General features: G+C 44.9%; 17 protein-coding genes. 3 read left to right on the plus strand and 14 right to left on the minus strand.

The window, feature by feature from the left end; all coding sequences use genetic code 11:
• Positions 1 to 167: 167 nt before the first annotated feature.
• The 3 genes from BMZ06_RS16805 to BMZ06_RS16815 form a co-directional block, all read right to left on the minus strand.
• Positions 168 to 1160, minus strand: a complete 993-nt coding sequence (locus BMZ06_RS16805; protein ID WP_089753774.1) for a bile acid:sodium symporter family protein — start codon at positions 1158 to 1160, stop codon at positions 168 to 170.
• The gene (locus BMZ06_RS16810; RefSeq protein ID WP_089753776.1) at positions 1157 to 2554 is read right to left on the minus strand and encodes an FAD-binding oxidoreductase; all 1398 of its coding nucleotides are present in this window, start codon (positions 2552 to 2554) and stop codon (positions 1157 to 1159) included. The genes BMZ06_RS16805 and BMZ06_RS16810 overlap by 4 nt, the downstream gene beginning before the upstream one ends.
• Before the next feature lie 116 nt (positions 2555 to 2670).
• Positions 2671 to 3051, minus strand: a complete 381-nt coding sequence (locus tag BMZ06_RS16815) for a cbb3-type cytochrome c oxidase subunit I (RefSeq protein ID WP_089753827.1) — start codon at positions 3049 to 3051, stop codon at positions 2671 to 2673.
• A gap of 114 nt (positions 3052 to 3165) precedes the next feature.
• On the opposite strand from BMZ06_RS16815, the gene BMZ06_RS16820 reads away from it, so the two are divergent.
• Positions 3166 to 3870 (plus strand): DsbA family oxidoreductase, encoded by a 705-nt coding sequence (locus tag BMZ06_RS16820; protein ID WP_089753778.1) that lies wholly within the window; start codon positions 3166 to 3168, stop codon positions 3868 to 3870.
• Positions 3871 to 3952: 82 nt separating this feature from the next.
• On the opposite strand, the gene nagB is transcribed toward BMZ06_RS16820, so the two are convergent.
• Genes nagB through BMZ06_RS16840 form a run of 4 tightly spaced genes read right to left on the minus strand, consistent with a single transcriptional unit; the run spans position 3953 to position 8232 of the window.
• Positions 3953 to 4678 (minus strand): glucosamine-6-phosphate deaminase, encoded by a 726-nt coding sequence (gene nagB, locus BMZ06_RS16825; protein ID WP_089753780.1) that lies wholly within the window; start codon positions 4676 to 4678, stop codon positions 3953 to 3955.
• A gap of 59 nt (positions 4679 to 4737) precedes the next feature.
• The gene (locus BMZ06_RS16830; protein WP_089753781.1) at positions 4738 to 6135 is read right to left on the minus strand and encodes a PTS transporter subunit EIIC; all 1398 of its coding nucleotides are present in this window, start codon (positions 6133 to 6135) and stop codon (positions 4738 to 4740) included.
• Positions 6136 to 6159: 24 nt separating this feature from the next.
• Positions 6160 to 6885, minus strand: a complete 726-nt coding sequence (gene chbG, locus BMZ06_RS16835; RefSeq protein WP_089753783.1) for a chitin disaccharide deacetylase — start codon at positions 6883 to 6885, stop codon at positions 6160 to 6162.
• A gap of 21 nt (positions 6886 to 6906) precedes the next feature.
• Entirely contained in the window at positions 6907 to 8232 is a 1326-nt protein-coding gene (locus BMZ06_RS16840) for a 6-phospho-alpha-glucosidase (protein ID WP_089753785.1), read from the minus strand.
• Between the two features lie 184 nt (positions 8233 to 8416).
• Between BMZ06_RS16840 and BMZ06_RS16845 the strand changes: the two genes are divergently transcribed.
• Positions 8417 to 9130, plus strand: a complete 714-nt coding sequence (locus tag BMZ06_RS16845) for a GntR family transcriptional regulator (RefSeq protein WP_089753787.1) — start codon at positions 8417 to 8419, stop codon at positions 9128 to 9130.
• Between the two features lie 85 nt (positions 9131 to 9215).
• Here BMZ06_RS16845 and BMZ06_RS16850 read toward each other — a convergent pair whose 3' ends face one another.
• Together BMZ06_RS16850 and BMZ06_RS16855 are read right to left on the minus strand one after the other, a co-directional pair.
• The gene (locus BMZ06_RS16850; RefSeq protein WP_089753789.1) at positions 9216 to 10526 is read right to left on the minus strand and encodes a (Fe-S)-binding protein; all 1311 of its coding nucleotides are present in this window, start codon (positions 10524 to 10526) and stop codon (positions 9216 to 9218) included.
• Positions 10519 to 11922, minus strand: coding sequence for an FAD-binding oxidoreductase (locus BMZ06_RS16855; RefSeq protein ID WP_089753791.1), 1404 nt, complete (start codon positions 11920 to 11922; stop codon positions 10519 to 10521). The genes BMZ06_RS16850 and BMZ06_RS16855 overlap by 8 nt, the downstream gene beginning before the upstream one ends.
• A gap of 293 nt (positions 11923 to 12215) precedes the next feature.
• Here BMZ06_RS16855 and BMZ06_RS16860 point away from each other — a divergent pair, with 293 nt between their 5' ends.
• Positions 12216 to 13949 carry a M4 family metallopeptidase gene (locus tag BMZ06_RS16860; protein WP_089753794.1) on the plus strand — a complete coding sequence of 578 codons (1734 nt, stop codon included), beginning with the start codon at positions 12216 to 12218 and terminating at the stop codon, positions 13947 to 13949.
• A 115-nt stretch (positions 13950 to 14064) separates the two neighbouring features.
• Here the strand turns inward: BMZ06_RS16860 and BMZ06_RS16865 are convergent, their stop codons facing one another.
• From BMZ06_RS16865 to BMZ06_RS16885, 5 genes are read right to left on the minus strand one after another with little or no spacing between them, the layout of a single operon-like run.
• Positions 14065 to 16017 carry a beta-galactosidase gene (locus BMZ06_RS16865; RefSeq protein ID WP_089753795.1) on the minus strand — a complete coding sequence of 651 codons (1953 nt, stop codon included), beginning with the start codon at positions 16015 to 16017 and terminating at the stop codon, positions 14065 to 14067.
• Positions 16018 to 16968 carry an aldose epimerase family protein gene (locus BMZ06_RS16870; protein WP_089753798.1) on the minus strand — a complete coding sequence of 317 codons (951 nt, stop codon included), beginning with the start codon at positions 16966 to 16968 and terminating at the stop codon, positions 16018 to 16020.
• A 15-nt stretch (positions 16969 to 16983) separates the two neighbouring features.
• On the minus strand, positions 16984 to 18495 hold the full coding sequence (gene galT, locus BMZ06_RS16875; protein ID WP_217646829.1) for a UDP-glucose--hexose-1-phosphate uridylyltransferase: 1512 nt from the start codon (positions 18493 to 18495) through the stop codon (positions 16984 to 16986).
• Positions 18496 to 18516: 21 nt separating this feature from the next.
• Positions 18517 to 19506, minus strand: a complete 990-nt coding sequence (gene galE, locus BMZ06_RS16880; RefSeq protein ID WP_089753802.1) for a UDP-glucose 4-epimerase GalE — start codon at positions 19504 to 19506, stop codon at positions 18517 to 18519.
• Positions 19507 to 20676: a galactokinase gene (locus tag BMZ06_RS16885; RefSeq protein ID WP_089753804.1), complete on the minus strand. Its 1170-nt coding sequence runs from the start codon at positions 20674 to 20676 to the stop codon at positions 19507 to 19509. It abuts the gene before it with no gap.
• Positions 20677 to 20699: the final 23 nt, after the last annotated feature.

A 20699-nucleotide genomic window follows, 5' to 3' on the forward strand; every position in this document is an offset into this window, starting at 1 on the left:
TCGTGTGGCAACGTCGAACGACCCTGCGTCGTGCAGGGCCGGAAAGCGAAATCGTCCCCCGGAGGACCTAATTCTCACAAATGTCTCGAAATCAAGTCTTCCAGTAATGGGAGCTTTACCTTAATATCAACACGGAAGTTTGGCAGAGGGTTATATAAAAAAGATATTCAATTTCCTGTGCTCTGAAATCTGCTCTCCACTTCTTCTTTCTCAGCCTCCAACTCTTCCTCTTCCTTCACCGGCTTCTTCGACCAGAAAGTAGCCAGAATGGGGCCTGAGATATTATGCCATACCGCGGCAACCACATTCGGCAAGGCGGCGAGAGGTCCGAAGTGTGCCGTCGCAAGTGCTACCCCTAGACCTGAGTTCTGCATCCCTACCTCAATGGAAATCGCGCGGCGTTTACTTTCATCCAGTTTCATCAGCATCGCAGCTCCATAACCAAGCATAAGACCGAGCAGGTTGTGAAGAGCTACAGCCGTAAAGATCTGCAGGCCGGAGCTTGTAATGCTTTCCACATTCGCAGCCACAACAGCGCAGACGATAATAATAATCGCAAGGACTGAAATGAGCGGGATCGCCGTGGCACTTTTATCCACCGTTTGCGGAAACAGCTTCCTGATAAGAACCCCAAGCGTGATCGGTACAATAATGACCTGGACAATCGACAGAAACATAGAAACGGGATCTACTGGAAGCCACTGTCCCGCAAGCATTAGTAAAATAACCGGCGTGAGAATCGGGGCCAGCAAAGTAGAAAAGGAGGTCATCGCTACAGACAGCGCCAGATTACCTTTAGCAAGATAAACCATCACATTGGAAGCTGTGCCTCCGGGAACGGACCCAAGCAGGACCAGACCAGCCGCAAGTTCTGCTGGCAAATTAAGCAGATAAGCAATACCAAAGGCAATCAGCGGCATAAGTAGATATTGAGCCGCTACCCCTGCCACAACAGGAAGCGGTTTTTTGACAACCAGTTTAAAGTCTACGGGCTTAAGAGTAAGCCCCATCCCAAACATGACAACTCCGAGCAGAATAGTAATATAGGCGCCTAGCCCGAGAAATGCATCTGGTAAAAAGAAAGCTATGAGAGCTGCTGCTATGACCCATAGAGCGAAATATTTTCCAGCGATTCGACTGATGGATTCGATCACCTTCATTGATTGTTCCTCCTTTCACTTTGAACGAGCTTACCTGGATTCATGATCCCTTTAGGGTCAATGGATGCTTTAATGGCCTCCATCACCGGCAAGGCTTTTCCATGCTCCCGCTTCTGATACTTCATTTTCCCTTTGCCTACCCCATGCTCTCCTGTGCACGTGCCTCCACGAGCCAGCGCATATTCTACAATTTCTTCATTGAATTTCTCAGCCTTCTTAAGCTCCTCTTCATTTTCCATATCGATCATAAGGAGCGCATGATAATTGCCGTCCCCGACGTGGCCAAGAATCCCAGACTCAAGGTTTAGCTCAGCAATTTTTTCTCTGCCATGGCGAATCGCCCCGGCAAGTTCCGAGATCGGTACGCAGACGTCTGTTACCATCATTTTTTTACCGGGACTGCCATGAATGTAAGCATAAGCTAAATTGTGACGAGCCTCCCACAGCTTCATACGGGCCGCATTATCTTTTTCAAAATGGATCACTTCACAATCATGATTCTTGACGATTTCTTCCATAAAAGCGACATCTTCCTGAAGTCCTGCTTCATTGCCGTGAAATTCAAGAAACAGCGTCGCTTTTTCTATGTAATCCGTCCCATTAAATTGATTCACTCTTCGAATAGAGGACTCGTCCAGTAGCTCTACACGGGCAACCGGAACGCCAGCCTGCAGCATCGAAATCACAGCCTCTACCGCGTGATCAATGGTTGGGAAGGAAGCTCTCGCCGCCATGACATGTTCAGGAATACCATAAACTCTTAATGTTAACTCTGTTATGCAGCCGAGCGTGCCCTCAGAGCCCACATAGAGACTGGTCAGATCGTATCCAGAAGATGATTTTCTCGCGAGGCTGCCCGTGTGAATAATTTCCCCATTTGGTAAAACAACTTCCAGATCCTGAACCTGGTCTTTCATTACGCCATATTTCACGGAAGTTGTCCCACTCGCATTGGTAGCGGCCATCCCCCCGAGCGTAGCGTCAGCTCCTGGGTCTACTGAGAAAAATAAACCATGCTTTTTCAATGCCTTGTTTAACTGAGATCTGGTTACTCCAGGCTGCACTTTTACTAAGAAATCCTTATCCCGTACTTCTGTAACCTTGTTCATAGAGGAAAAATCAATCGTGATCCCTTTATCGTAAGCGATTACATGCCCTTCCAGACTGGATCCCAATCCAAATGGAATAACTGGCGTGCCGGACGCATCAGCTACTTTTATTATTTTGCTGATCTCCTCCGCGCTTTCTGGAAAGACCACCAGATCAGGCAGACTTCCTTCATGATAGGACTCATCTTTACTATGGTTGGTGAGAATCGTCTCATTGGTACTTACTTGATCCTCTCTCAAAAATTGCAGCAGTTCCTCTTGTAAAATTGCTGTGTCTGTATTCATGGCCTTCGACTCCTTTCTTCATTTACAGGGTTAAACTGTTGGATTATGTTATCACAATTATCTGAAAACTACAATGGATCAGAGGAGTCTAGTCATAAAGAAAAGAGGACGCTGATTTAAGCAGCGTCCTCTTCATTAAGATGCATCCAGACATTTAGTGCAAAAATCAAAACCCCCGCTGTTGTAAGCGTTGCGCCACCTGCAATAACGGTTGTCAGTGACTCCAGCTGAAAAGCAATCATTAGAAAAAGTCCAGCCATCATGAGCGGCAAGCCGATATTATGAAGCCAGAAGTGAATTTTGCCTAACTTTGCAGCAGCAAGCTTTGGAAATAAATGATATAAAATACCAGCGAGCGTTAAAGCTGTCCACCCTAATAAGTTGATATGAACATGAACAGGTGTTAAATCATAATTGTGCACGATGGACATATAGTAACCGATCAAGGTACCGATCACAAAATAAACCGTTGAGATTTTTATCAATGTTTTTCCGATTAGAATCACCTCCCTCATTCACTCTATGTACGTCAACATTCAATCAGAATAATGGATTTCACGCTTATAGAGCCGTACAATAAAGATGTATTCTATAGAAGAGGTGAAACAGTTTTGAAAATTGAAATTTGGTCAGACTTTGTCTGTCCGTTTTGTTATATTGGTAAACGCCGATTGGAACAGGCATTAGAGAACTTCCCAAATGAAGAAAAAGCAGAAGTGGTTTATAAAAGCTTTGAACTTGATCCTAACGCGGAGCGCAGCTCTAAACAGTCCATGCATGAAAAACTGGCGGCTAAGTATGGCCGATCCTTGGAGGAAGCGAAAGAAATGACAAAAAACATGGAGGAGCAGGCATCCATGGTTGGCCTTGATTTCCGTTTCGACACCATGGTTCCAACGAACACGATGGATGCGCACCGGGTCGCTAAATTCGCTGAAACAAAAGGATTGGATCAAGAGACAGCAGAGATCCTCTTCCGTGCCGTGTTCACCGATTCGAAAGATATTGGTGATCATGAAACCTTGATCGAACTGGCTCAGGAAGCAGGACTCGACCAAAGTGAAGTACGTCAAGTACTCGAAAGCACAGACTATATGGAACTCGTTCGCACGGAAGAAACAGAAGCTCATCAAGTCGGAGTACAAGGCGTGCCTTTCTTTGTGATCAACCGCAAATACGCCGTATCCGGCGCCCAGCCGAAAGAAATATTCACACAGGCATTGGAGAAAGCTTATTCAGAAGAGAAGCAGGCTCCAGCGTTTGAAACATTCTCTGGTCAAAACGGAGCAGCCTGCACAGATGACAGCTGCGAATAACATATAAAAATTAGGAGATAAATACCACCTCAGGTCATCCAGAATCTGGATGACCTGAGGTGGTAATTTTTTGTAATGTCATTTATTCGTAGGGTTTTGCGCTTTTGTCTGTTACTAACGTAACGTGAGGGTGGTTTTTTAGAATTGACGCAGGAAACTGTTCATTCGGTTCGCTATCTATTAAGGTTTTGACCGCTTTTAATTTATGAGATCCAGAAGCTAAAAGCACAATGTGGCGACTCTTCATTATCGTACGAATACCCATAGTAATCGCTTGCTCTGGCACTTTATCTAAAGAAGTAAAAAACCGTGCATTCGCCTTTCTGGTAGTGGGAGCAAGATCGACCACATGCGTTGTACTCGCAAATGAAGTCCCTGGTTCATTAAATCCAATATGTCCGTTCGCTCCGATTCCTAATATTTGAAGATCAGGAGGCCCTATCTCATTTAATTTATCTTCGTAGGTCGCGCACTCTTGCTCTAAATCCTCCGCCATTCCATTTGGGATGTGCACACGTTCTTTCGGAATATTAAGGAAGTGGAATAAATGGTCGTTCATGTAAGAGTGATAGCTTTGAGAATGATTCCTTCCTAAACCTACGTATTCGTCTAAATTGAATGCAGTCACACAACTATAGTCTACTCCCCTATGCTCGTACCCTTTCACCATCTCCTCATAGGTACCTAAAGGTGTCCCTCCTGTTGCAAGTCCTAAAACTGAATCCGGTTTTCCAATGACTTGTTTTTCCAGGATCTCACATACCGTACGACTCAGTTCACGATAATCTTTTGTTACGATAATCTCCAATAGGTTCTCCTCCTTTTTGGAAATGGGAGCCCCGGTTCTCCCAAACCAGGGCCCTTGTGCTACTCTAAAAATTTATCTAATTCCTTTTTAACCGTTGTCGCCTCAGATCCAATAATAATCTGAACATTGGTATTATCTATCTTAACAACTCCGTGGGCACCGGTCTGTTTAATTTTTTCTTCATTCACTTTCTCTACGTCCTTCAGCTCAAGTCGGAGTCTCGTCATACAATGATCATTTGTAATTACATTTTCTTTCCCGCCAATATTCTGAAGGATTTTCTTCGCCATATACTCATGATTCGAGTGAGAAAGCTTCAATTCTTTTTCTTCTTCAGAAGCCTCTTCTTCAAAATCAGCTTCTTCTTCACGACCGATCACCGGAATGTCTTTCTTCACAATAATGGTGTAGAAGGTAAAGTAGTAGAGTGCGAAGAAGACAAGACCTACAGGAATAATCAATAAGCCCTTATCGGACAAGTTTAAGTTGACTACATAATCAATCACGCCGGCTCCCCATGAGAACCCATGCCGGATCGAGAGCATGTAGAGAACAGCACCGGCTAAACCGGTATAAACCGAGTGGATGAAATAGAGAAGTGGAGACGTGAACAGGAACGTAAACTCGATCGGTTCCGTAATTCCTGTTACAAAGGATGTAGCTGCCCCTGAGGACATAAGCGTTTTCGTTTCCTGTTTTCTTCTCTTGGCCGCTTTCGTTATGGCAAGAGCAATCGCTGGAATACCAAACATCATGGTAATAAAGAATCCACCAATAAAGTACCCGGCTGTCGGGTCCCCACTTAAGAATCGTGTGATTTCCCCATTCACAACTTCACCAGAAGGATCTTCATATTCTCCGAGTCCAAAATAGGCATACGTATTAATCACATGATGCAGACCAAACGGAAGTAAGAAACGGTTTAAAAATCCAAAGATGAATACACCTAGTGCACCAAGCCCCATCAATGTCTGACTAAAGGCATCAATTCCCTTTTGAGCATACGGCCATATGACAGACATTACCCCGGCTACCGGAATCATCGTGAAGATAATCATGGTAATCGGAAATTTTTCACCACTGAAAAAAGCAAACATGCTCGGAAGCTTCGTGTCTTTAAATTTATTGTAGATATAAGCTGCAATCAGCCCGGCCATGACCCCTCCAAAAACACTCATGTTGATATCAGGGTCCATAATCTCTAGTCCTCGTTTAAGAACAATAATCGCAAGGAAGCCAGTCAGCGCAGGAATTCCTTTGTCTTTCGTTTTTGCTAACCCCATGGCAATACCTATCGCAATCAAAGCATCCATCTGAGTTAGAATGACCCCGGCTGCCTGAAATAAAGGAATATCAAGTAAATCTTCCGCCGTTAATCGGAATAGTAAACCAGCAATCGGCAGGGCAACGATCGGAATTAAAAGAGACTTTCCTAACTTTTGAAGAAAATTCTTCATGATCAGCTCTCCTTTTTTCAGATTTTATAGTTCTTTAAATGTGGCTAGCTTGATATCCGAGCGGTCATGAATCCGTTGTACCGTAGAAGGGTGGGTCAAGAATTCCACTTCATCTATTCTCGGATAAGTGAACGAAGAAGTAGCCATTAATTTTTTATCTAAATAAGCGGGATGACTCATTACCTCTACCGTTTCGTTCTTCTCGAATAATTCATTTAAGCTCTGTTCATCTTTTAATGAGGTCTCAATTAAATAGGAAAAGGAATCCGTAGTCGCAACATCATTCGGAATTTCCATATTGTTGCGCACTGGGAGGCTGTATTCTCGAGCCAGCTTCAAAAAAACTTCCGGAATTGAACCGAATGAGTTGATGTGATGGTGACTATCCAGATGAGTGGGTTCTAACCCGTATGACAAAAATCGCTCAATCTGTACTTTCCACTCGCTGTACACTTCATCATAATCAATCGTGAAACCGCCTTCATAAAAGTTTAACTTTCGGAAATCACCGTTTACGTCAACCAGTGTTTTATGGCTGTCGAGCAAAGGGCGGTCACAGGTAAGAACCAGGTGGACGCCCACGCCCAGCCCCGGATTTTGTTTAGCCAACTCTGCTGCTTGGCTGGCACCGGGCATATTCGTCATAAATGTAGCTGAGGTAAGGATCCCTTTTTGATAACTGTCTATGATTCCATAATTCACGCCTCTGGAATAACCGAAATCATCCGCGTTAATAATCAACTTCTTCATTCATAGTCCTCCTTCGGTCGGTTAGGTTAGATTGGGCCAGTACGGTCGATTCACTTCTATTAAATCGTCTACGATAGCTTTTGCTTTGTCCGGGCTAATAACCGTACGGTTCAACGTTAAGGCTTGGATTAATTTCTGGTAGCTTCCTTCAAAATAAGCTTCGGTTACAAGTTTTTCATAAGCATATTGGCCTTCAATGAGTCCTTTATAAAAAGTAGGAATTTCCCCTATTGCAAAAGGCTTCGGCCCATTAGCTGTTAATGATGAAGGCACTTCCACCATGGCATCGTCCGGCAGATTGGAGATGATTCCATTATTTTCGGTAATGACAATGAAACGGTCATTTAGGTTATAGGCAAGTGAGGCAGCTGCTTTGACCATGAAAACTCCATGAATATCAACGTGAAGATCGGCAGCTTCGGCTGTACCCTGCTCAATGATTTGATCGCATATGTTATGCACTCGCTTCTGACGCCCCTCAATCACCTGTCTTGCTCTCGTTCGGTTCGGATCTTCTTTGGCAGTCATCTGCTCGGGGTATAAGTAGTACTGCAAATAGGTATTGGGCAGAAATTCTGGAAAATCCATTAACATTTGTCTAGCTTGCGCAAATGTTTGCTGCCAAGAGACATCGTTTGCGATCTCCTTATCCTCAGGTGTGAACCCTTTTTCTATAATCAAAGACTTCAGTCGCTCGGTATGGTCATTCCCCTGTTTGTCATAGATTTTGGTGAACCAGCCAAAGTGATTCAGTCCGAAATACTCGGGCACTAAATTCCACACATCAAGTTCTAGGATCTTAGCGTAACTAATCATAATCGCAATCGGCATGTCACATATATTCAATAAGCGCGAATCATGAGGGAACTCCTTCTTTAAAGCTACCGCTACAATGGCTGCAGGGTTCGTATAATTTAAAATCCAGGCATTAGGCGCATACGTCCGGATATCGTTAACAAGTTGTATCATATCCTTAATGGAGCGAAGTCCGTACGCCATCCCTCCTGGTCCACATGTCTCCTGACCGACAACTCCATGCTTTAAAGGAATCTGCTCGTCCTTTTCACGCATCGAAAGACCACCTGTACGAATTTGAACGAATACAAAGTCGGCCTCTTTAAATGCTTCTTCCTTGTCTGTGGTATAAGAAAAGGATTCAAGCTCCGGATAACGCTCTTGCATTAGAATCTCGGTTGCTTTCGCATTTCTTTCCTGGCGTTCGGCATCTGTGTCGTAAAAAACAATTTCCTTTAAAGGGAACCGATCTTTTTCTTCAATTAAGCTCATCATCATGCCCATAGTGTAAGTGCTCCCACTTCCAGCTATAACAAGGCGCTGTTTTTTCATAAGATAGCTCCTCTCTCGTTTTATTAATACTAATATAATACAAGTATAGAATAAAATCAAGATAAATTGGTATTACATTAGTATAGGTAGAGAAGGTTTAATGAAATGGGTGCAATGCGAAAGGATTTGCTTTATATTGGTATTAACGTGTAATACGACTATGGATACGGAAAGGTGACTTTTAGTGGACAGCCATACTCCTTTATATAAACAAGTAGCAAACAAAATAAAAAATCAAATCTTAAGCGATCATCTTGATAAGGGGGATGCCATCCCCTCTGAACAAAAGTTGGCGGATTTTTATGGCGTCAGCCGTGTAACCATTCGGCAGGCCGTTCAAACGCTGGTTAATGAGGAGATTCTTTATAAAGTACGAGGAAGCGGCACGTACGTTAAGCAGTCTAAGATTGAGCATGACATTTATCGCTTGCAAAGCTTTACAGAGGAAATGGAAAGCTTGGGCCAGAACCCCAGCAATCAGGTGCTGGATTTTCACATGCAAACACCTGTGGAAACTATTAAAGATACCTTACAATTAAAAGATGGAGAAAAAGTATTTTTCATACGAAGGTTGCGTAGCGGGGATGGGGAGCCCATGATTCTTGAAGAAACATATATGCCGGTCTCTTTATTCCCAGACTTGTCCGTTGAGGTTATGACCCATTCAAAATATGAATACGTAGAAAAGAAAGGATACACCATTAAGGAGCGTCAGGGAGAAATCCTGCCCTTCACCCCTAAAAATGAGCTTAAAAAAACACTGCAAATGAAGGACAATTCCTGCATACTTTCTATGAACTTATGGGCGCTGCTTGAGGATGACACGATTTTTGAATACACACGTTTGTATTTTAGAAGCGAAAAATACACCTTTAAATTCACATCCAAACGCTTTTAACAAAAAAATCCACCTCAGGTCATCCATAATCTGGATGACCTGAGGTGGTAATTTTTTGCATCTTGCATTTCCCTATTGGGTTATGTCATTCCCACGCTGGTTCGGGATCGGCTTCCATTAATAAATCGACTAAATGAATCGACTCAATCTGATCACTCTTGCCTTCGCGTTCCACACCAAGTTTCATCTGCAGCAGACAGCCTGGATTGGACGTTACAATTCCATCCGGGTCCACTCCGCATACATCTTTCATTTTCACATCGAGAATATCCATGGAATCTTCGTAGTTCACAATGTTATATATACCTGCTGAGCCGCAGCAGAAATTCGGACGCTCGAGTTCTTTCAGCTCAATTCCTGGTATGCTGCGAATCAGCTGAAGCGGAGCTTCCGTGACTCCCTGAACATTCGTCATATGACAGGAAGGCTGATACGTAATCGTCCGGTTCACAGGCTGATTGAACACCAGCTCATCCAACCCGGTCAGCACCTCTGAAATATCTTTGACTTTAGCTACAAATTCTAAAGCACGTTCATGCCACCGTGTGCCTTTTTCAAAAAGATGATGGTATTCGATCAGTCTCGCTCCGCAGCCGCCCGCATTATTGACGATGAAATCAAACGTCTCCTCTTCAAAAGCTTCTATATTTTGCTTCGCAAGTTCGATGGACGTATCAATTTTTCCTGAGTGAGCGTGCAGCGCACCACAGCAGGTCTGCGCTTCCGGCAACACGACTTCCGCCCCGCTTCGCAGCAGCAGCTCAATCGTTTTCTGATTCGATTCATAAAACACACTATCCATTATGCAGCCAGGGAAGAAAGCAACCTTTGCTGTGGCCGGACGTTTGCGAATATACCGCTTGGCGCGCTGTTCCTTACGCCGCTTCGGTGAAGGCAGGTCAGGTAAAACTTTCTCAAATTGGTCCAGATGCAGCGGAGCGATTTTCGTTAACTGAAAAGTCTGTGCCACTTTTTGCAGTCCGGACTTCTGATACAGCCACGTGGCGTGACCGAGGGTATTCATCCACTTCGAGGACGGGAAAAAGGAATCGTATAAGAAATCTTCCGTCACTCGTTGGGAGGTGGATTTCGCCTCGTATTCATCAATGACTCCCATCGCCCCTTCCAGAATTTCACCGTACTGAACATTGGTCGGACAAACGGTGGTACAGGCCATACAGCCGAGGCATTTCTCAATCGGCTCCTGCAAATCCTCTACACTCGCCTTCCCTTCCGCCACCATTTTCACAAGATTGATACGGCCACGCGGGGAGTGAGTTTCTCTTTCCATTGTTTCATACGTCGGACATGCCGGTAAGCAGTAGCCGCACTGCACACAGTCGAACGTTTTGTCGTAATTCAGCTTCCTGCTTAGCGTTTGCAGATCACTACTCATTGCGAAGCACCAGCTTCTGCCCTTTTTCTGCGAAAATTTTGCCCGGGTTCATAATTCCATTGGGATCCCATGCATCTTTCATGCGCTTCATCATATCGATTCCGATTTCGCCTACTTCCATTTCCATAAACGGGGCTTTCATCGTGCCGATTCCATGTTCGCCGGAAAGTGTGCCGCCAAGCTCGATAGCCGCCTCAAACAATTCTTCCACCGCAAGCTCCGCTCTTTTCATTTCCTCCTGATCCCTCTTATCGCACAGGATGTTGGGGTGCAGATTACCATCACCTGCATGGCCAAATACAACGACTTCTACGTCGTATTTTTCTTTGATCACCTGCAGGCGGTCAATTAAGTCTGGAATTTTACTCCGGGGCACGGTGGCATCCTCTGACACTTTCGTCGGTTTAATTTTAGCAATCGCCGGTGAAACTTGTTTTCTGGCATGCCAGATTTTTTCAGCTTCTTCGCTAGTCTCGGGTACGACTGTTTCCCGGGCTCCGATGTTCTCCATGATTTCTTCTATTAATCGGCGCTCAATTTTCAATGTTTCCGGGTGGCCATCAAGTTCAATAATGACAATGGCTGCCGCGTCCACAGGCAGGCCGGCCGGCTGGAAGTTTTCCACCGCTTCTATGCAAGCTTGATCCATGAACTCCATTTTGGAGGGTAGAATCCCCGATGTTAAGGTTCTTGAAATGGCCTCCGCTGCTTTTCTCACTTCGTCAAAAGAGACCATTAACGTTTGGACTGCAGGAGGTTTAGGCAGCAGCTTCAGGGTCGCTTCTGTAATCACTCCAAGCGTGCCTTCAGAACCGACAATCAGCTTCGTCAGATCGTAACCGGTTACATTTTTAATCGTATTGCCGCCCGTTCGAATCAGCTCTCCTTCCGGTGTAATTACTTTTAAACCAATGACATGATCCTTCGTTACTCCATACTTCAACCCGCGCGGACCTCCGGAGTTTTCTGCCAGGTTCCCGCCGATGGTAGCCACATGGGCACTGCTCGGATCAGGCGCATACATAAGCCCGTGCTTTTCTGCTTCTTTATTAATATTTCCGGTTAGTACACTCGGGGATACCGTTACTGTTAAATCTTCAGGACTCATTTCAATTCGTTCGGGCCATTGGGACATATCCAGTACCATGCCTCCGTGTACAGGAAGCGGACCTCCGCTTAGGCACGTCCCCTGCCCCCGGGGATAAACTGGTATGCGATATTCATTGGCTATCTTAAGTACTTCCATGACTTCTTCATTGCTTTTCGCCTGGACGACAGCTTCTGGAAGGTGTTCTCCAAAAGAAGCATCAAAACTATAACTATAGCGGTCTGACAGGTCTGTCAAAACTTGTTTAGAAGGGATAACCTGCTTGAGCAGCTGGATCCATCTTTCCACAAAACCTTCTCCTTTCTATGAAAACATGTCATTTTCAGATAATTATTTCTAGTAAAAAGTATAAAGGAATTTTCCATAAATTGATATAATCCCGGCGCACCTCATGGCTTTCTATAAAGGTAGATCACAGTGTGATAGAGCATACAGGAATTAAGATGCATGACATTCAGATTATTTTATAGAAAAATTGGATATCCCTTCCAAAAGTGTCCATTTACCCAAAGACCTGGGTATACCTTTCTGATATGATAGAAAATGTTAAATATTCAAAATATTCAATCTGGAGGTTTCTTATGAAGAAGAATAGAAAAGTTTTTTCCGCAATGGCCCTATCCGTAGGGCTGCTGGCAAGTTCAGGTTTAGGAGCGGTGAATGTTGAAGCAACTGCAAACGTTCAGGCCAAGGTCCAGGAAAGTAAACAATCCATGGGCAACCTGACAGCTCCTTCTGAATCTAAAGCATCCGAGATTGTTAAAGCAGCCGTAAAAGGACAGATTAACAGTAAACTGTCAAACTCTCAGAAAAATAATGAAAGTTACGTAGACTATCGTGTAGTAGAAGAAGCGAAAGATTATAATGGGCAGGATTTAGTGAAGCTTCAGCAGACATATAAAGGGTACGATGTCTTCGGAAAAGTGCTGGTCAGCCAGCTGGATCAAGGGGTTATCAAAAATGCGCTCGGAGATGTAGCCAAAAATTTAAACGGTAAAAAAGGCTTAAAAGAAAAACAGAAAATCTCTAAGAAAGAAGCCGCAAGTTATGTATCGGATACATATGGTTCTGATGTTGAGCTGCTTTCAGATACAACGGTGGAAAAGGTCGTCTATGTAAATGAGAAAGATAAAGCTTCCTTTGGGTGGAAAGTAGATTTCTCTGTAGCAGCCCCTACTTTTGCCGAAGGGTTTGTCATTCTTGATACGAAAAAAGGCGACACCCTTTTACATGCTGTGAAAGAAATGGACAAAGCTCTTTCTGATGACGCCATTCAGTATGCAAAAGGCGGCAACGGCGGGAATGGAAACGGCGGGGGCAAATCAGGTTCCAGTGCTACAGTAGTTGGTCCAATTACAGGAACCGGTGTTGATAAAAATGGAAACTCCCGTACGTTCACGGCAAGCGAAATGTCTGATGGCACTTATGAATTAGCTGATTATACAAGAGGCCAGGGGATCCTGACTTATGATGCACAGTACGCTGATTTAAATCGTGAATACCGACTTTATCCGGGTGAACTATTATCCAGTACATCTACTGCGTTTTCTGACGATGAGGGAGTCAGTGCTCACTACTTAGCAACCTCTGTTTATGAGTACTACTTAAATGAATATAACCGTAATAGTTTTGATAATAACGGTCAACAGGTGAAATCGGTCGTCCACGCGTGGGATTCAAGTTCTACCAATGATCCGGAAAACTGGTTCAATGCTGCAAGTGTTAACGACGGCGCCATGCTCATTTACGGTGATCCGTTAGCAGGGGCTTATGATGTGGCGGGACACGAGTTTACTCATGCGATTACTTCCAGTGAGTCAGACCTCGTGTACAGCGGTGAATCAGGAGCATTAAACGAATCGATTTCGGATATATTTGGGGTAGCTATTGAAAAGAATGTAAACAATGGATCCTTTAACTGGACGATCGGAGAGCAATCCGGAGAAGTCTTCCGCAGCATGTCCGATCCTTCATCCATTCAATTCTCATCTACTCTCGTGTACCCGGATGACTACAGTGATTACCAGAACCTTTCTTATGACAATGGCGGTGTCCATTTCAATTCCAGCATCATTAATAAAGCTGCTTACCTTCTTGCAGCAGGTGGAAGTCATAATGGCGTAAGCGTACAAGGTATTGGAGAAGAGAAAGTATTTGATCTCTTCTATTATGCTAACGTAGATTTATTAACAGCCGATTCTACATTTGAAGATTTACGTAACGCGGTCGAAACCGTAGCCGTAGATCTATACGGCAGCAGTTCTTCCGAATTTCAGGCGGTAACCGCTGCGTTCGATGCCACATTAATTCCATAATCATCTCTATAGAAAAGCACCAGCGCAACAGAGCGCCGGTGCTTTTCTTACATTTTGTTCCACCTCAGGTCATCCAGAATCTGGATGACCTGAGGTGGAACTTATTCCCTTTTCTTTACCTTTTTATTATTTCGCTTGCGTAAGGTTGCAGCTGCATACCATCGAAGCTTTTCACATAGGGACTGTGGTTCATAACGAATAGATAGCTAGTACCATCCACTTTCCGTCGATATACCTCTACATCTTCAGGAGAATCGATATACTCAATCTGCAGTTCTTCAAGAATCTGCTCTGCCATCTGATCAAGAGGAGCTTCGTTTAATCCGCCGCCGATATAATAGACGCTTCCTTTACCGACTTCATTCTTCGTTACTGCGGCATAGTTTTCATAGAATTGATCCTCATAATGGTAGAGAACCTCCGCTGTTTCAGCCACAAGCAGATCCCTCCACACAGAAACTGTGCCACTCGTCTGAGCAAAATCACCTTCACCTTTTAGCTCAATGGCATGCTCTTTCGTCAGCGATTCGATTTCTTCCACACGTACACCAGTAAGGTCGCGCACCAATCCTGGGAGCACTTCACCAAGCCTAAGATTGTTGTCTTTTCCCTTCAACCCGGTCCGGAAAGAGAATAGGACGGTGCCTCCGTCAGCCGCAAACGAACGCAGACGCTCCGCCAGCGATTCGTCCATCATTTGCATCACAGGTACCACGACTATCTTATACTGCGATAAATCCCGATCGGCAGGAATTACATCAATCGGAATATTCCGCTTATAAAACGGGCGGTACATCCGCAACAACTCTTCATTAAAGTCGAAATCTTTACTTTGAATCTGCGAGCGCCACGACCAGATATTATCATAATCGTATAAAACCGCTGCTTTAGATTCAATTCGAGATTCCAGTACGCGCTCATACTGCTGAATATCTGTAAATAACGACTGGACTTCTTTATATTTCCGCCCGTACACATTATCATGATCCACTACCCCGTAGCAGAACTGCTCCGCGCCTTTAGTCATACCGCGCCAGCGGAAATACAGCAGGTTGTTACAGCCATGAGCAAACGCCTGATAAGACCACATCTTTGCCTGATTCGGCCTCGGGAGATAACCAATAACATCATGACCCTGCGCACCCATCAACTCTTCTACAATCCAGTAGTTCTGATCCTTGAGACCGCGGTTAAAGTCATGTGTCATCGCAATCGCTTCCGGCGGGACCGGTTTTTCCAATCCACCCCAGACCGGATAGTTGTCATAAGAGACATAGTCCATCGGCTTCACATTTTCCGCATGGTCAAACCATTTATCGAAAAATCCACCAGAAACGTTCGTGGTTACATCTTGATGCCTGCCTTTTGCTTTCCTGACGATCTCCGTCATTTCATGAGTAAAACTGTTCACAGAAAACGAACGAAAACGGGCCCATTCCAATTTCAGACTCGGATTGTGAGTCGTCACAGTCGGCTTCGGCGCAGGGATTTCTGAGAAGTCATTGTACGTCTGCCCCCAGAAAATCGTACCCCATTCCTCATTCAAAGCCGCAACAGATGAATATTTTTCGGCCAGGTACTGTTGGAACTTACGGTGACACTGGTCACAGTAGCACATATCACTGTTTTCATGACCAAATTCATTATCGATCTGCCAGGATATAATCGCTTCTTCGCTGCTGTAGTGCTCGACCAGCTTACGCGTAATCCTTCCGGCATATTCCCGGTAAACATCGGAGTTAAAGCAATATTGACGGCGCCCTCCGAACACGCGGGTCTGTCCATTCTCATCTTCTGATAAAATAGAAGGTTCTTTATGAGCAAGCCAGGCTGGAAAAGTAGCCGTTGGCGTGCCGAACATCACGTTCAGTCCCTGCTCTTTCACTTTTTCAATTACATGATCGAAATAAGAAAAATCAAACTGCCCTTCTTCCGGCTCCATTAAATGCCATGCAAATTCGCCGATCCTTACGATGTTCGCTCCGAGGTCTTTTATGCCTCGAAGATCTTCATCAATCATTTCTTTTGGCCAATGTTCCGGGTAGTAATCTACACCTAAGTACGTCATTTATACCCCTCCAATTGAAAATGTTAGCGACCACGTGTAAGAGCCACTCGCAGGAATCCGTGAAACCTTGCCGATTTTCTCAGCGAGATAAACGTCATCATAAACGCCTGTACACGGTTCAACGCCTACATTATATTCACCGCGATAGCCTCCCCGGGTTTTCCAGATCCCGAGATAAGGGACTTTGTCTTCGGGAAAACGATACGTAAGTTTACGGCTGATGTCTTCCTGGATGATGGAACACCATCCCTCATTTAGACGATCCGTAAAATAAAATTTCTCTACCGTACCATGCTCTTTCGGCTCAAGTTCAGATAAATCAAGCGTTTCTCCTGTTTTCAGCGACTGTGTTTCCGGATACGAATGAGTCGTTCCCCACTCTCCTAAATGCTGGGTCCCTTTTTCAACATTCATAACTTCATTTAACCCCTGTGGAACTTCCAATTTCGTTGAATCATTTAAATTCCATAAAGCATGAGGCGTCCAGATAAAAGGAAAAGGTTCATCACTTTTATTCCAGGCTTCATATTCGATCTCGATGCTAGAGCCTTTTAAAGCGATTATCTTTTTTATTGTATAAGGAAATTTGGGACTTTCCACATTGAGCGTAATCCCTTCCTCTGTCTTTTCCCAGTTCCATGGCAGTGCCCATACCTCTCCATGATCAGGAATCTCTTCCCAGTCTATAGGATGAGGGCCTTGATCGATTCCTGGAAACATTTCATCAAACCCACTCGAATCATATTGGGAAAAATCGGCTCCATACGGAGGTACCGTTAATTCTGAAGCCGACGTCTGAAACAGCCATTCATAGGCTGCTTCCTTATCAAAAAAGCTGACCATTTTCCCACCATAAGAAGGAAGAATGACACAGCGGATCTGCTCATTTTCAAGTGCAACAGCTTCAAGTCCTTTAAAGTGAATCGTCTCTATCACCGGCAGGTCAACCATGTTCCACTCTCCCTTCTACATAATTTGTTTAATAAACCGGGTGAATGCCTCATGCCCAGCTTGCGTCCGTTTAAAGACACCAGCATGTTCAAGCACCGTCGAAAAGCGCTTGCCGACTTCCTGTCTCAATCGCTCCTCAATGTCCTCGTTCTCTGCCATGTTCATTTGTTTCGCCCATCTCACGTGTTTAGCTGTCCGTTCATCCTGGAGTGCCTTCCCGTCCAGCTCGTCCGTCTTCATATACTCGGCCAGCTGCTCCAATTCTTCGATCAAACGGCCGGGTAAAACGGCAAGACCCATCACTTCGATTAAGCCTATATTCTCCTTCTTAATATGATGGACATTTTCGTGCGGGTGAAAAATTCCCATCGGATGCTCGTCACTGGTCCGGTTGTTCCGTAGCACCAGATCCATTTCAAACGCTCCGTCCCGGTAACGCGCAATCGGCGTGATCGTGTTATGAGGCTCCCCGTCGGTTTCTGCATACACGTCTGCCTCTTCATCCGTATATCCGCGCCATGACTTAAGAACTTGATCCGCAACTGCAGACAACCGTGAGCGATCCTCAGAACGGAGGCGGATGACCGACATCGGCCAGCGGACAATCCCTGCTTTAATATCCTTGAACCCTTGAATGGTAAATTCCTGTTCAATCGGAGCCTGAGCCATAGGGAATTCATGATGGCCGCCCTGGAAGTGATCGTGGCTTAGAATCGAGCCTCCGACAATCGGAAGATCCGCATTCGAACCGATGAAATAATGAGGAAGCTGATCAGTGAAATCAAGCAGCCGGTCAAAGCTCTCTTTTGTAATACTCATCGGACGATGCTCCCGGGAAAAGACAATCGCGTGCTCATTGTAATAAACGTATGGAGAGTACTGCAGGAACCAGTGCTCCCCTTCAAGATCCATCGGAATCACACGGTGGTTATCACGCGCAGGATGGTCGAGACGCCCCGCATAACCGACATTTTCTTTACACAGCAGGCATTTCGGATAATTAGGTCCATCTCCCTTATTCGCCCGTGCTGCTGCGATTGCTTTGGGATCCTTTTCGGGTTTGGAGAGGTTAATGGTAATCTCAAGATCTCCATATTCCGTTTCACTGTACCAGTGCTTATTTTTTTCAATCCGATTCGTACGGATGTAGTGGCTATCCTTTGATAATTGGTAAAAATAATCCGTGGCTGCAATCGGCCCCTTGGCTTCAAACGTTTGGTAAAAGTTTCGAATGACTTCCGAAGGCTTCGGCATCAGCTGATCCATAATTTTTGGATCAAATAAATCCCTCTCCGTCGTCGTATTATCCTCCATCAGCCCTTGCTCGACCGCATAATCCAGCATCCGGTCAAGGACCTGTACCGGCGTTTCCGGGACCTCCTCTGGCTGAACAGGTTCAGGTGTCTTCCCGTCCAGCTCAAATAAATGAAACAAGGCATTCCGAACGTAATCAACGTCCCAGACGGAAACCATGTTTTTGTTGAGACCATATTGAATAAGCTGTTCGATGTCGCGATAAATCGCCACTCTGCTCACCATCCCTTTTGTTTATTTTTCATAACCTTCCGGATGCTTCTGAAACCAGTTCCAGGCCGTTTGAATCATCGTATCAAGCTCCGCATGAGCAGGTTTCCAGCTGAGCTCCTTCATAGCCTTTTCAGAAGAAGCCACGAGCTGAGCCGGATCACCTGCACGTCTTGGAGCAACTTCAGCCGGAATCTCACACTGAGTCACTCGTCGTGCCGTATCAATGACTTCTTTCACACTGAATCCTTGTCCATTTCCGAGATTGTACACGGCACTCGTTTCATCTTGTTTCAACTTCTCTATTGCCAAAAGGTGAGCGTCTACCAGGTCCGTAACATGAATATAATCACGGATACACGTGCCGTCTTCGGTCGGATAATCATCGCCGAATATCATGATTTTATCCCGCTTGCCCTGAGCCACCTGAAGTACGATCGGAATGAGGTGCGTTTCCGGACGGTGATCTTCACCGACTCTTCCCTCTGGATCTGCGCCCGCAACATTAAAGTAGCGGAGAACCACATGTTTGATTCCATGAGCCTTTTCAGCCCAGTGAAGCATCTTTTCAATAGCCAGTTTCGTTTCCCCATAAGGATTGGTCGGTGTGGTACGGTCATTCTCCTGAATCGGCACCTGATCCGGCTCGCCGTAAACCGCTGCTGTGGATGAGAATACGATCCTTTTCACCTCATGCTCCGCCATCGCTTTGAGCAAGCTGATCGCACCGGAAACATTATTGTCATAATACTTCAAGGGATCCTCCACGCTTTCTCCCACTAGAGAGTCCGCTGCAAAATGAATCACGGAATCGATTTCATTTTCCGTAAACACCTGCTTTAGAAAAGCCGCATCCCTTAAATCACCGTTATAAAAACGGGCATCTTCGAAAATGGACGCCTGATGACCCTTTTGCAAATTATCCACGACCACTACTTCTTCATTACGATCCAATAATTGGGCGACGGCGTGACTCCCAATATAACCGGCGCCTCCACAAACGAGTACTGTCATTTAAAAACCTCCTTCAATTTTCTTGGCCCCATCACCAATTTCCACTTTATAAAAGTCGGCTTCAAGTCCTGTCTGCTCGGAGTATTTACGGCCGACGTTTTCCATAAAAGCTTCGACTTGGGTTCGATCCACAATACTAATGGTACAGCCGCCAAATCCAGCGCCGGTCATTCTTGAACCGACTGCGCCTTCCTGCCAGGCTGCTTCCACGAGCGCATCCAGCTCTTTACCAGTTACTTCGTAATCATCACGTAAGGAGACGTGCGATTCGTTCATCAACTGTCCAAACCCTTCAATATCTCCAGCGTTCAGCTTCTCCACCGCTTCCATCGTGCGGCGATTTTCGTAAACGGCATGCTTTGCCCGCTTCTGGGCTAAAGAGTCTTCGATAAGATGTTTATGGTCTTCGAATTCTGCTTTGGTTAAATCACCTAAGCTATGAATCGATAGTTCCTGCTGCAGATCCTTCAGCGCTTCTTCACACTGTTCTCTCCGCTCATTATATTTGGAGTCAGCCAATCCCCGGCGTTTATTTGTATTCGCTATGATTAAAGCATGATCCGTCAAATCGATAGGGGTATGTTGATACTCCAGAGAATCACAGTTTAATAAAATAGCATGATCTTTCTTACCCATTCCGATGGCAAACTGATCCATGATGCCGCAGTTAACCCCGACAAACTCATTCTCTGCCTGTTGAGAAAGCTTGACCATTTCCACCGGATCAACGGATAGTTGAAATAGTTCTTTTAAAACAACCGACGTCACCAGCTCAATAGATGCAGACGAAGACAAGCCTGCTCCATTTGGAATATTCCCGTAAAAAGCAATGTCCATGCCGGAAGAAATCTCATAACCGGCAGCTCGAAAAGTCTCGATTACACCTTTCGGATAGTTGGCCCAGTCATCTTCATCCCTATAATTCAGGTATTCTATATCTGTTTCAATAACTCCTAAGTCAGGAAAGTTCATGGAATACAATCTTACTGTTGTATCCTTTCTTTTTTGTGCGGCTGCATAAGTTCCTACACTTAAAGCACACGGGAAGACATGCCCTCCATTATAATCGGTGTGTTCCCCAATTAGATTTACTCGTCCCGGTGCAAAAAATAAATCTACCGGTTCATCCTTTTCTAATCGTTCCTGAAATGCTTGCTTTAATTCCTTCATATCGATCACCTCATTACTAAATT

Source organism: Halobacillus alkaliphilus (genome assembly GCF_900113125.1).
Classification (GTDB): domain Bacteria; phylum Bacillota; class Bacilli; order Bacillales; family Halobacillaceae; genus Halobacillus; species Halobacillus alkaliphilus.